The following is a 9,810-nucleotide window of genomic DNA, read 5'->3' on the forward strand; positions in this document are numbered from 1 at the left end:
AGGCGGCGTTCATGGTCGGGCCTTCTTCACGGTGGCGGCCGAATAGGCCGCGCCGAGGGTGATGGCTTCGCAGGCAGAGAGGATGGTCAGGACGCGGGCTTCTTCATTGGCCAGCAGCCCGATGGCGGCGCCCAGACCTCTGGCCGCGCCTTCCCAGCGATCGACGTAGCCTTCCGGCAGGTCGTGGGGGCCGGGGCCGGACGACGGGAAGTGATCACCGGCGATGATCGCTTGGACGGCGAGCGCCAGAACCTGTTTCGTGGAGGAGGTCCCTGGCTGGTAGGTAGGGCTGGACGTGACGACTTCGCGGGCAGTGTCGAGCAGCAGCGTCGCGGCGTCGGCCAGGCGGGTGGCCGTGGCGTGGTCGAGGGCGGACATCAGACCTCCCCCAGCGCCGAGAGATAGAGGTCCAGGATGGCCTCTTCTTCCTGGCGCTTCGCCTTGTCCTGCTTCCGGATCCGGATGACCTTGCGCAGGATCTTGACGTCGTAGCCCTCGCCTTTGGCCTCGGCGAAGACCTCCTTGATGTCGGACATGACGTCCTGCTTGTCGCGCTCGAGGTTCTCGATGCGCTCGACCAGCGAGCGCAGGCGGCCTTGGGCGCTGGCGGTCAGGACGTCCGGGTCAAGGTCGTTCGGCAGGTGGTGATGGTCGGTCATCAGAACCCGCCTTCCGTGACGACGGGTTCGGAGCTGAGGAGCAGGGCGACGCGCCCGGTTCCGTCCTCGGTGTCCAGCAGGCCGCCCTCGATGGCGACGGCCTGGCCGTCGCCGTCATAGAAGAAGACTTCGGCCTGGGGAGAGGCCAGGGCCTCCATGGCGTTGATCAGTTCGAAGACCTTCATGCCGCGGCCTTTCGGCGCGCGGCCGCGATCCAATTGCGCAGCGCACCCTCGACGCCCGTGGTGCTGCTGGAACTCAGGCCGCCAATACGGACGCGGCAGGCGTCATGTCGCGGATCAATGTGAGCCTGCAGGCGGTCCTGAAGCTCCACGATCAGAGCGACGTGGATATGGTTGCGCCGTTCCCAATAGTCGGCCCGCTCGCGAGAGCCGATCGCCTGGTCGGCGATCTTGAGGGCTTCGGCGACTTGATCTGCGATCGCGGCCAACTCGGCGGGCGTTTTTGCGGATGCGCGACTCACGAGGCCAACGTCCACTTCGCGCCGTCGCCCAGGGTGAAGCCGGGCAGGGGGCGCGCGCCGAAGCTGGCGGTGCGTCCGCCGTGGACCATGCTGACGTTGGTGAACTTACGCTGTTGGCCTTGGGCGTCCTTGCCGGTGACGACCAGGCCGCCGCCTGAACGACGGATCGACCAGTCCGTCAGGGTGTTGGTTTCGGATGCGGGCATTTGCTCCCCCTTCAATGTGGGGGAGAGTGTTCCGTAAAACGGAACAACGAGTCAATCGAAATTATCCGACTTTCGGAACATTCTCGCTGCGAGCCTAGAATACGGCGTTACTGCGGGCGTGGAATGGGCCTGGATGGGTATCCCCGTCGCCCGCTAGGGCTCAGCAGGTGCTGGGGTTGAGTTAGGTGTCAGGCCGGAGTGACGGCCTCTTTGGAGAGGTCCGTGGTGCCTGATTTATTATCCTGGGCTGCGGCGATAGCCATGGCGGCGCTGCGCAGCTGACGTAGCTGCAGGGCGTCTTGAGGGGGCATGAGTAGTTCGTAGGGCTCGATCTGAAGCCACTCCGAGACCTCGTTCACGATTTCCCGCTTGTACGATTGATCGCCGTTGAAGACCTCGGAGGCTTTCCGACGACTCCATCCAAGGTCTTTGATCAGATCGGCCTGGCGTTTCTTTGCGAGCGCCATCCATGATTTGAGGTGCCAGTCCCTATCCATGGCGGGATGATGGTGCGACGCGCTCACGCTGTCGGCCCCGCTAATCGGAACAGGCCTGCTTGACTCGTTGTTCCGATTAATGGAACAAGTCCAGCTATGAGTCTGGCAACATGGCGAAAATCGAGAGGACTGACCCTTGAGCAGACTGCTGCGCAAGCGGGCATCCAGTCCAAGGGCCGGATGAGCCGGATCGAGCGAGGCATCGAGCGGTGCCCGACAGACCTCGCAATCGCCATTGATCGTCTGACGCAGGGCGCCGTTTCAGTCGCCGAACTGCGCCCCGACCTCCACGACGTCCGCGTCATCCAGCCGGAGGCGCGGCCGTGAGCAATCTCCAGATCGCCGTCATCGCGCTGTGCGTGTGCAACGTCCTGCAGTTCGGCATCAACGTCCGCGTCCGCGCTCGGCTGAACCAGCTCGAGCGAAAGGCCCCAACGACGGACCAACTGGCGCAGATCGTGCGCGAGCAACTTTCCGAAACGGCTGACGCTTCCCGCAAGGCCAGCAATCGTCGCGCGGCCAAATACCTCTTCGACGCGGGTTGGTCTGTGGATGACGTCGCCAAGGGGCTTCTCGCCGATCCGGCCGAGGTCGAGGCCTGGCTGAATAAAGGCCGAGCTTATGAGTAGCGGGCTAGTCGACCGGGGTGATGCGGCTTTCCATAACGCCCAGAAGCTTGGCCAGAGCGTCAGCGTACGGATCGTCTTTACCCGGGGCAGGCATCCGATCTTCTCCGATTTTGCGCACGGCCGTCCGGAAAAGACCAACACCAGCGGGAAGTTGAAAGCCCGTAATGGAGAGCAAATCCAGGGTGAAGTCTCGAAGGGCGCGATGTTCGGCTTCGAGCAGGGCCAGCTTGGCCTCGACCGCGATGAGGCGGGCTGTATCAGACATTCGAATCTCTCCTTCGGGTTTTTGACAGAAGCGAAGGTAGAGGCGCCCGCCGTTGCGGCCAAGCTTGGTCGCAGCGGCGGGTTGCGCCTGGCCGTCAACGACTTCCCTAGGGCGGCGTAGCCATGGTTCCGGGGGGATCCAGCAACTGCCGAGACTGTGACGACTGCGGCTATCAGGAGTGCCTGACGGTCGGCGTCTGCCTGAGCGCGCAGGCCCGGGTGATGGGCGTCGATGCGTCCGACCTGGCCAGCGCCGGTCCAGTGTGGATCGGGGTGGATTTCGGCGTTCCGGTCGCTGAGATCCGCGAGCTGGCGCTCCCGTTGCTGAAGACGTTTCCCACCTTCCCCGAGACCCTTGAGGAGTTTCAGCGGCTCTTCCTGGTCAGGCTCATGTCGAGCGACAACCAGGACAACCGATCCGAGGGGGCGCGGCATGAGTAGCGCGCCCTTCTCGGCCCTTCCCCGCGTTGCACGGCGCGGCGGAAGTCCAGGACGCGCGGCGGCTATCCCGCCCCCAGCAGCGCCGTCGCGCGTCCGCCCAGTTATCCACAGGTCGGACAGTCGCCCCCTGTCCAGTTCGCCGACGCGCCGCACCTGCGTCGGTGTTTCCCGTCGGCGCGGCGGCTCCTCCTTGCTGACACGTCGCGTCGACGGGCTCTTGTTCTCAGGGGCCTGGTTCTGAGCCCGCTGTTCGCCCCTGTTGCTGACAGTCTGACTCCGTCCGCCGTTGTGCGCTTCTGCGCCCGGGGTCGGTTGTCCCTGTTGCTGCGCCAGTTGCTGGCGCGCCTCGCCCTGGACCGCGAGCGCGGGGAGGGCGCCAAGCGCGGGATGCGCCCCAACCACATCGGCAAGCCCAGCGTGAGCCTCGCCTGAAGGCGTCATCGCCCCCCGCCCGAGCAATGCCGGGGACGGAATTCTGCGGTGCGGAGCGACGACGCCAACAGCGGCGCGCGCGGCCCCCTTGCCCTCAACCAAGCCAACCATGGCCGCCTTACGAACGGTCATCGGGACGCCTTTTGCCAACGCCCGGCACTGAACCGCCGGAGCGAATGCATGTCTGCGTCCTGCAACCGGCTTCGTCAGGCGGATTCGCAAAGGACGAATCCACCCCATGAACGCGACCCAGCACACCTTGCTGGCGCGGGCGCTCATCGACGCCAATGGCGGCGTCGACGCCTGCTGCTCGCCTGTTACGCGCGTCGAGCGCTCGCAGCTCTACGCCTATCGCCAGTTCGACTCCGGCGTCTTTATGCCCGCCGACGTGATCGACGCTCTGGAAACCCGCTGCGGGAATCCGGTCTATTCATCGTTCCTGTTCAGCCAGGTGAAGGCCGAACCGCAGACCGCCTGCCTGGTCCAGGAGGCGGCCGACGTCGATGAGGCCGGGAATGACGTGTGGCGTTTCCTGCGCCGGGCGGCCGAACAAGGCCCGCTGACCGAATCCCAACGCCGAGAGGCTGAGCGCCTGCTTCAGCGCGTCGATCGCGAGACGGCCGAGCTACGCGCCGTCATCCACGGGACGGACCAGGCATGAGCGCCGTCGCGATGCCCAGGATCGGCGAGCGGATGATGACATCGGCGCTGCCGTGGCCGCAGAAGCTGGACGGGCGCACCTATCAGCCTGTCCGCAGGAATTCGGTGCCAGAGGAAGAGGCCAAGGGCTTCTATCTGAAGGAACGTGCGGGGCACACAGGACGACAGATCCTGCAGGCCGCACGTCGTCTGATGATGGACACGTTCGCAGGCCGCAAGAAGGGCGCCCGGCGCGGGGCGCTGACCCTGGCCGACTACAACATTCTGAAGTTCATGATCTGGGAGTGCTGGGATAAGCGCACCGGGAAACTGGATCCCGCCTACAGCCAAATCCAGAAGGGCACGGGCCACGCGCGTCAAACCATCGCCCGCGCCCTGGATCGCCTGGAAAAGCTCGGCTTCATTGACCGGATGCGGCGGTCGCGTCGTGTTCAACTGGACGACGGCACGATCGAGGTCCGGCAAACCAACAACGCCTATCGTGTCCACCTTCCAGAGCGGGTTCGCCGGTGGCTGAAGTTGCCGCCGCCGCCACCGCTCCCGGATGATCAGCTGCAACGCGACCAAACGGCGTTCATAGAAAACGATCAGCACATCGCCGAGGAAACGGGCCAGAAGACCCTAGGCAGCGTGCTGGCGCGCCTGGGTGCGGCGGTCGAACAAGCCGAGTCTAGTTCCTAGGGAGTCTTCCCCGGTTCATATTTCTAGAAGGAAGAAGATATGAGGCGTCGCCCTAGTCGGGCGACAACATGATCCAGATTCAGGGATGAGGGGCTGTCAGCGACAGCGAGATCAGTCAGCCGAGGGGCGGGCGCGCTCTCGCGCGCCCTTTGTGGTGCCCGGCTGCCGCAGCGTGGCGAGGCCATGGCGGTGACTGTGGTCAGCGCCGTTGGCTCTGCGAAAGGCGAGGGGTCCCGATTTTCGCGCGCGTGGGGGCGGCCGCAGCGATCGCGGACACGGCGCCAGGGCAACGGTTTCGGCCGATCGCGCAACGGTTTCAGGGTTCGGCGCAACGGAAGCGGCGCAGATGACGCCGCTGGGCGTCCAGGCAGGAAAGGGGAGGGCGCGTGTGGGGGCCGGGCGGGAGGGCGGCGCGAAATATCAACGTTGCGCGAATGGCGAATTCAGGGCATGCCCCCGGCCACGACTTTGGATTGGGGGCTTTCATGGAAGCAATCGCTGGTTTCATCATTTTCGCGAGCCTGGCCGCGTTTATCCTCGGCGTGGTGAACGTCATCAGGCCGCAGGCCTGGATGAAGGTGCGCAAGCGCCTGGTCGGCGCGTTCATGGTTCTGGGCTCGATGGGCGGCTGTGTCGCGGGCGGCCTGATGCTGCCGCCGTCGGCCGCGAACACGGCGGTGACGGCTGAGGCGGCGTCCAGCGGCGAGCCGGTCGACGTCGCCGAGGGGGGTGCGCCCGCCGGCGCGCCGACCGCTGCAGCCGAAGCGGCGCCGAAGCTGACGGGTCCGCAAAGGAACGCGGTCAGATCGGCCCGCCAGTATCTGAGCATGACCGGCTTCTCGCGCGATGGGCTTATTGAGCAGCTCTCATCCGACTTCGGTGAGGGCTATGAGGTTGCCGACGCCACGGCGGCCGTCGACAGCCTCGACGTCGACTGGAATGAGAACGCGGCGCGATCGGCGAGGCAATATCTCAGCATGACCGGTTTCTCGTGTAGAGGTCTTGTTGAGCAGCTGTCCTCCAGGGCCGGAGAGAAATACACTGAGAGCCAGGCGCGGTATGGCGCGCAGGCGGCGGGCGCCTGCTAGGTTCAGGGCTTCCGGGTATTATTTTGTATCTACGATTTAGCTTGCGTCCGTGCTGGAACGTAGATACAAAATGCTCATGGACATCGAGTTCGACAGCGCGAAGAACGAAGCGAACATCGCCAAGCACGGCGTGTCGCTGGCGCTGGGGGCGGAGATGGACATGGAGACGGCTGTGGTCGTTGAGGATGACCGTCATGAGTATGGCGAGCGCCGCTTTAGGGCGTTCGGCCATATCGACGGGCTGGCCTACTGCTTCGTCTTCACCGTTCGCGAAACGGCCGTCCGCGCGATCAGTCTGCGTCGCGCACACCAGAAGGAGATGAAACGCTATGGCCCGTGATCCCAAGCTGAACGATCCAGAGAACCCCGAATGGACCGAGGCCGACTTCGCGCGCGCCCGTCCAGCGTCGGAGGTGCTGCCCGCCGACGTCATGGCCGCTTTCGGGCGAGCCAAGGGGCGGGGGCCGCAGAAGGCCCGCACCAAGGTCGCCGTGAACATCCGCCTGTCGGCCGAGGTGCTTGAACACTTCAAGTCGGGCGGCCCGGGCTGGCAGACGCGCATCGATGAGGCGCTGAAGCGGGCCGTGCATGCGAAGTGACGGCTATGAGATGGGCTGGAATTACCGCGAAGGGCGGGGCGCAGATTTAGTCACCGCGTTCGACGAGGACCTCACGAGCTGCCGTGGCGAAGCCGCCTCGTAGCGTTCCTGCCTTCAGTCCCTCGCGGAGCTTGTCCGAGGCCTGCTTTCTCGCCCAATCTCTCTTTAGAGCGAACTCTTTCTCGCGCACTTCGTGGCGGTTCATGTCATCCAAGCTACGCTGATCTATGACGTCGGCAACGGTCCGCGAAGCGAAGTTCGCCTAGGGGGGAGTCACAACCGAACTCACGGCGCGACTTGCTGACCGAGCGTTGTCGCCCCATGGCTTATTCCTCTTTCATGCCAGCGGAAATCTCCAGAAATCCCCAAATAGCTGTTGGCAGACTAATAAAGGATGCGGCGCAAATATAAAGAACTACAAGCGCGTTATTTGACAAATCCAAAAACCTCTCTCCAAATATTGCGAATAATGACAGAGGGCCGAAAAATATAATTAGCCAAAGACCATTCTTGTTTCTTCTGCGCAGTATCTTGTCTAGTTGCCAAAAGCCGTAGACCGCTGCGATCAAGCTCAAGCTAAACCCAATTATATTCAGAAAAAGCATTCCATTACATCTTGGTGTTGAAACCGATTTAGGGGGCGGGTACGTGATACATGCCCCCGGAGCTGCAGCAACCTCAAAAAACGCCTGAGATGGGTCCGCAATGGGTCGTGAAGCGAAGTTCGCTAAGGGTGGCGAGCATACAGCGTAGCTGACAAGATAGGGCATGGCTCGTTCGACCCGAAATCGTAGTGGAGTGCCATCCGTGGCAAGCCTGTCTGGGTTGTCGGACGGCGAGCTTGAGAGGGAATATGCTCGGGTGAAAAGCCGTTTAACGACGCCCCTATCTCCGCTCGTATTGAAGCTCATCCTGAAGAAGCGTCACGCCATCGAAGCCGAACAGGCTCGGCGCGCGGACTAATGTCCGCAACGGGTCGTGAAGCGAAGTTCGCTTAAGGGTGGAAAGCAGACACGGACAATGCTCAGTTTAGGCATGGCCAACGCAACTCTCTCTCGCAGTCGGGCGTCACTCAGGGCTGGGTGCGCGCTAGCCATGCTGGCCTTATTGGGTTGCGCAGACGAGGGCGGCCGCGGATTGCCCGGTCACTGGTTCCCCACGGAGATCAACGGCCAGGACGTAACCGGGTCTAGCGTTGAACTTTGGCTCGACGACATCCAGACAACCGATCTCATGCCCACCACTTACGAACTACGCCTTGGCTGCGCGGATGCGGGGCGATGGGATTCGAAACAGCAACTCCTAGTCAGCAACGCCACGTACGCAGGCGAAGTGCCGCAGGATCAATGCCAAGCTGCGGACGCGCCCCGTCTGGACGCCTTGCGTCGCATGACCCACGAAGGGGTCACGATTGGGGTGGATCCCGAGACCTACGAGGTCAGCTTTGCGACCGCATCAGGACAATCGGCTCGCTTCACCTATTTCCCTTCACCCGTTGTAGACTAGCTGTCTGTGATCCTACGGACGCGCAGACGTACGCCGCGAAGGTCCGCAACGGGTCGAAACCGCGCTTTGGCAGCAGCCGCTATTCAACCTCGCTTCAGCGCGGCGACAGCCCGTTCGAATAGTTCGTTCTGGCTGTCGCTGCGCTGAAGCGAGATCGAGGGCTAGGGAACAGCGACGGCGGGCGGCGCGGGCGGGGCGTCGTCGTTGGCGGGCAGGGGACGGCCCGCGCGATCGCGGCGGACCATGCGGGGCGGCGCCACCGCCAGCTGGATCGCAGGGTTGGGCATGGCGCTCTGAACCGTCGTCCGCTCGATGATGAGAGAGGCGACGCCCTTCCAGCCGCAGTCGTCATTCGAACAGGCCAGGCGGGTTTCGCGGAAGGTCGGCGAGATCTGCCGCGACGTGCGGAAGGTGGTCGGCGAGCAGCAATGCGGGCAGGGCGCGCGGCCGCCGAGACGTTGTTCTTTCACTGAAATGACCCCGAAGGAGCCCCCGCTGAGGTCTTAACATATGACGCCGTTCGAGGGCGAAGAATCTGCATAGCGTCAGCTGTCGGCCAGCTCCATCTGGAGCGAGGTCCGCAGGCCGTTGTCCAGGCTGTGGCGAACCTCGCTGATCAGCCAGGCCGTGCTGTCGATCTCGGCCTTGAAACCCGACGCCGTGACCGTGCGCTCCGGGTAGAGGTCGGGGCGTCCGACGGCCAGGTTGATGCTGAACTCGGCCTTGCCGCGCTCAAGCCGGGCGAACTCGGCGTCGACAGCCTTCTGCGCTGACTTCTCGGTCGCGTAGATGCGACCGAGGCGGCGCGCGTTCTCCCTCGACCCGGCCACGACTTCGCGCCGCCGACCGCCCTGGCGGTCCTGCCATTCGGCCGTGACGCCGGAATAGGATCCGCGCTCAGCCGTCTTCCAGGAATGGCCGTCGCCGCTGCGCCGCGTGATCGTGGCGGGCGGGATTTCGAAGCCGCCCGGCGTCGTCCCAGCGCCGATCGGGTTGAAGACCAGGCGACCGGCCTTCACCGTCGCCACGGCGTCATGCTCGCGGCCCAGGCGGGTCACCAGGGCGGCGTCGCTTTCGCGCCCCTGGGCGAGGTGCTGAAGGCCGACGGCGGCCAAGGCGGGCGCAAGGGCCAGCTGCAGGCCGTTCCGCCCGGCCAGCTCCGACAGGACGGCGCCCAAGGTGACGTTCGACCAGCTGGTTTCCCGCCTGGTCCTGAAGGCGCGCGTCAGGTCGGCCGACTTGGCGCGAATGGTCAGGCGATCGGGCGCGCCGGTGTGACAGGTCTCGTCCACACCTTGCAGATCTGTTCGGCCAACAGAAGCTTGTCGACGCCAGCGATGACGTTGGCGCGGGTCTCGAGCTCGATCTCTTCCGGCGTTTCGCCCAGGCCTTCGGCGACGCGGACCACCACGACGATCGTATTGGCCTGTTTGTCGATCGCCGAGAGCGCCTTGGCCAAGGTGCCGCCGTTGCCCGCCTTAGTGATCGCGGCGGGCAGGTCCGTCAGACGCGCCGGAGTGTTGAGCGGAAAAATGGTCTCGTCCGCATCGTCGGCCACGGCGACCATGCCGATGATGCTGGTCGCCACGGTGCGAAGGACGCGCGGTCCTTCGACCAGTTCGATGACGGTGACGCCGTGATCCAGGGGCGTGATGGCGGCCATG

The 9,810-nt window shown here is 64.3% G+C and carries 19 protein-coding genes; 9 read left to right on the forward strand and 10 right to left on the reverse strand.

Translation table 11 applies throughout. The features are described 5' to 3' along the window. Positions 1-9 precede the first annotated feature (9 nt). From ACWGL1_RS09160 to ACWGL1_RS09185, 6 genes are all read right to left on the reverse strand, one after another. The gene (locus tag ACWGL1_RS09160; protein WP_452111809.1) at positions 10-378 is read right to left on the reverse strand and encodes a hypothetical protein; all 369 of its coding nucleotides are present in this window, start codon (positions 376-378) and stop codon (positions 10-12) included. Beyond that, entirely contained in the window at positions 378-659 is a 282-nt protein-coding gene (locus ACWGL1_RS09165) for a DUF2312 domain-containing protein (RefSeq protein WP_286950541.1), read from the reverse strand. Before ACWGL1_RS09165 ends, ACWGL1_RS09160 begins: the two co-directional genes overlap by 1 nt. Further along, positions 659-844, reverse strand: coding sequence for a hypothetical protein (locus ACWGL1_RS09170; RefSeq protein ID WP_452111810.1), 186 nt, complete (start codon positions 842-844; stop codon positions 659-661). Before ACWGL1_RS09170 ends, ACWGL1_RS09165 begins: the two co-directional genes overlap by 1 nt. Further along, complete coding sequence (locus ACWGL1_RS09175; protein WP_452111811.1) at positions 841-1,143, reverse strand: hypothetical protein; 303 nt, start codon at positions 1,141-1,143, stop codon at positions 841-843. Before ACWGL1_RS09175 ends, ACWGL1_RS09170 begins: the two co-directional genes overlap by 4 nt. After that, positions 1,140-1,349 carry a hypothetical protein gene (locus ACWGL1_RS09180; protein WP_452111812.1) on the reverse strand — a complete coding sequence of 70 codons (210 nt, stop codon included), beginning with the start codon at positions 1,347-1,349 and terminating at the stop codon, positions 1,140-1,142. The genes ACWGL1_RS09175 and ACWGL1_RS09180 overlap by 4 nt, the downstream gene beginning before the upstream one ends. 188 nt (positions 1,350-1,537) lie before the next feature. After that, a complete protein-coding gene (locus tag ACWGL1_RS09185; protein WP_452111813.1) occupies positions 1,538-1,873 on the reverse strand; it encodes a hypothetical protein in 336 nt (111 codons plus the stop codon). A gap of 69 nt (positions 1,874-1,942) precedes the next feature. On the opposite strand from ACWGL1_RS09185, the gene ACWGL1_RS09190 reads away from it, so the two are divergent. Further along, positions 1,943-2,173 carry a helix-turn-helix domain-containing protein gene (locus ACWGL1_RS09190; protein WP_452111814.1) on the forward strand — a complete coding sequence of 77 codons (231 nt, stop codon included), beginning with the start codon at positions 1,943-1,945 and terminating at the stop codon, positions 2,171-2,173. Beyond that, on the forward strand, positions 2,170-2,475 hold the full coding sequence (locus ACWGL1_RS09195; protein ID WP_452111815.1) for a hypothetical protein: 306 nt from the start codon (positions 2,170-2,172) through the stop codon (positions 2,473-2,475). Before ACWGL1_RS09190 ends, ACWGL1_RS09195 begins: the two co-directional genes overlap by 4 nt. A 4-nt stretch (positions 2,476-2,479) precedes the next feature. Here ACWGL1_RS09195 and ACWGL1_RS09200 read toward each other — a convergent pair whose 3' ends face one another. Continuing rightward, entirely contained in the window at positions 2,480-2,740 is a 261-nt protein-coding gene (locus ACWGL1_RS09200) for a hypothetical protein (protein WP_452111816.1), read from the reverse strand. A 122-nt stretch (positions 2,741-2,862) separates the two neighbouring features. Between ACWGL1_RS09200 and ACWGL1_RS09205 the strand changes: the two genes are divergently transcribed. From ACWGL1_RS09205 to ACWGL1_RS09235, 7 genes are all read left to right on the forward strand, one after another. Further along, a complete protein-coding gene (locus tag ACWGL1_RS09205; RefSeq protein WP_452111817.1) occupies positions 2,863-3,180 on the forward strand; it encodes a hypothetical protein in 318 nt (105 codons plus the stop codon). 670 nt (positions 3,181-3,850) lie between these two features. Then, positions 3,851-4,273 (forward strand): hypothetical protein, encoded by a 423-nt coding sequence (locus tag ACWGL1_RS09210; RefSeq protein ID WP_452111818.1) that lies wholly within the window; start codon positions 3,851-3,853, stop codon positions 4,271-4,273. Continuing rightward, a complete protein-coding gene (locus tag ACWGL1_RS09215; protein WP_452111819.1) occupies positions 4,270-4,953 on the forward strand; it encodes a hypothetical protein in 684 nt (227 codons plus the stop codon). The genes ACWGL1_RS09210 and ACWGL1_RS09215 overlap by 4 nt, the downstream gene beginning before the upstream one ends. Before the next feature lie 485 nt (positions 4,954-5,438). Beyond that, positions 5,439-6,041 carry an Ltp family lipoprotein gene (locus ACWGL1_RS09220; RefSeq protein WP_452111820.1) on the forward strand — a complete coding sequence of 201 codons (603 nt, stop codon included), beginning with the start codon at positions 5,439-5,441 and terminating at the stop codon, positions 6,039-6,041. Between the two features lie 70 nt (positions 6,042-6,111). After that, positions 6,112-6,381: a BrnT family toxin gene (locus ACWGL1_RS09225; RefSeq protein ID WP_303703019.1), complete on the forward strand. Its 270-nt coding sequence runs from the start codon at positions 6,112-6,114 to the stop codon at positions 6,379-6,381. Further along, a complete protein-coding gene (locus tag ACWGL1_RS09230) occupies positions 6,371-6,640 on the forward strand; it encodes a BrnA antitoxin family protein (protein WP_452111821.1) in 270 nt (89 codons plus the stop codon). The genes ACWGL1_RS09225 and ACWGL1_RS09230 overlap by 11 nt, the downstream gene beginning before the upstream one ends. 1,095 nt (positions 6,641-7,735) lie before the next feature. Then, positions 7,736-8,146, forward strand: a complete 411-nt coding sequence (locus ACWGL1_RS09235) for a hypothetical protein (RefSeq protein WP_452111822.1) — start codon at positions 7,736-7,738, stop codon at positions 8,144-8,146. 161 nt (positions 8,147-8,307) lie between these two features. Here the strand turns inward: ACWGL1_RS09235 and ACWGL1_RS09240 are convergent, their stop codons facing one another. The 3 genes from ACWGL1_RS09240 to ACWGL1_RS09250 all read right to left on the reverse strand — a co-directional run bounded on the left by ACWGL1_RS09240 (position 8,308) and on the right by ACWGL1_RS09250 (position 9,809). Next, complete coding sequence (locus tag ACWGL1_RS09240) at positions 8,308-8,616, reverse strand: ogr/Delta-like zinc finger family protein (protein ID WP_452111823.1); 309 nt, start codon at positions 8,614-8,616, stop codon at positions 8,308-8,310. A gap of 75 nt (positions 8,617-8,691) precedes the next feature. Further along, entirely contained in the window at positions 8,692-9,438 is a 747-nt protein-coding gene (locus ACWGL1_RS09245; protein ID WP_452111824.1) for a contractile injection system protein, VgrG/Pvc8 family, read from the reverse strand. Then, positions 9,399-9,809: a hypothetical protein gene (locus tag ACWGL1_RS09250; protein WP_452111825.1), complete on the reverse strand. Its 411-nt coding sequence runs from the start codon at positions 9,807-9,809 to the stop codon at positions 9,399-9,401. The genes ACWGL1_RS09245 and ACWGL1_RS09250 overlap by 40 nt, the downstream gene beginning before the upstream one ends. Position 9,810: the final 1 nt, after the last annotated feature.

Source organism: Brevundimonas sp. NPDC055812, from assembly GCF_053616535.1.

What these genes read in the sequence shown, in the direction of transcription:
- ACWGL1_RS09180 (WP_452111812.1), bottom strand. Translation starts at nt 1,349, where the DNA reads ATGCCCGCATCCGAAACCAACACCCTGACGGACTGGTCGATCCGTCGT.
- ACWGL1_RS09235 (WP_452111822.1), top strand. Translation starts at nt 7,736, where the DNA reads ATGCTGGCCTTATTGGGTTGCGCAGACGAGGGCGGCCGCGGATTGCCC.
- ACWGL1_RS09230 (WP_452111821.1), top strand. Translation starts at nt 6,371, where the DNA reads ATGGCCCGTGATCCCAAGCTGAACGATCCAGAGAACCCCGAATGGACC.
- ACWGL1_RS09190 (WP_452111814.1), top strand. Translation starts at nt 1,943, where the DNA reads ATGAGTCTGGCAACATGGCGAAAATCGAGAGGACTGACCCTTGAGCAG.
- ACWGL1_RS09165 (WP_286950541.1), bottom strand. Translation starts at nt 659, where the DNA reads ATGACCGACCATCACCACCTGCCGAACGACCTTGACCCGGACGTCCTG.
- ACWGL1_RS09250 (WP_452111825.1), bottom strand. Translation starts at nt 9,809, where the DNA reads ATGGCCGCCATCACGCCCCTGGATCACGGCGTCACCGTCATCGAACTG.
- ACWGL1_RS09205 (WP_452111817.1), top strand. Translation starts at nt 2,863, where the DNA reads ATGGTTCCGGGGGGATCCAGCAACTGCCGAGACTGTGACGACTGCGGC.
- ACWGL1_RS09170 (WP_452111810.1), bottom strand. Translation starts at nt 844, where the DNA reads ATGAAGGTCTTCGAACTGATCAACGCCATGGAGGCCCTGGCCTCTCCC.
- ACWGL1_RS09200 (WP_452111816.1), bottom strand. Translation starts at nt 2,740, where the DNA reads ATGTCTGATACAGCCCGCCTCATCGCGGTCGAGGCCAAGCTGGCCCTG.
- ACWGL1_RS09160 (WP_452111809.1), bottom strand. Translation starts at nt 378, where the DNA reads ATGTCCGCCCTCGACCACGCCACGGCCACCCGCCTGGCCGACGCCGCG.
- ACWGL1_RS09225 (WP_303703019.1), top strand. Translation starts at nt 6,112, where the DNA reads ATGCTCATGGACATCGAGTTCGACAGCGCGAAGAACGAAGCGAACATC.
- ACWGL1_RS09215 (WP_452111819.1), top strand. Translation starts at nt 4,270, where the DNA reads ATGAGCGCCGTCGCGATGCCCAGGATCGGCGAGCGGATGATGACATCG.
- ACWGL1_RS09210 (WP_452111818.1), top strand. Translation starts at nt 3,851, where the DNA reads ATGAACGCGACCCAGCACACCTTGCTGGCGCGGGCGCTCATCGACGCC.
- ACWGL1_RS09220 (WP_452111820.1), top strand. Translation starts at nt 5,439, where the DNA reads ATGGAAGCAATCGCTGGTTTCATCATTTTCGCGAGCCTGGCCGCGTTT.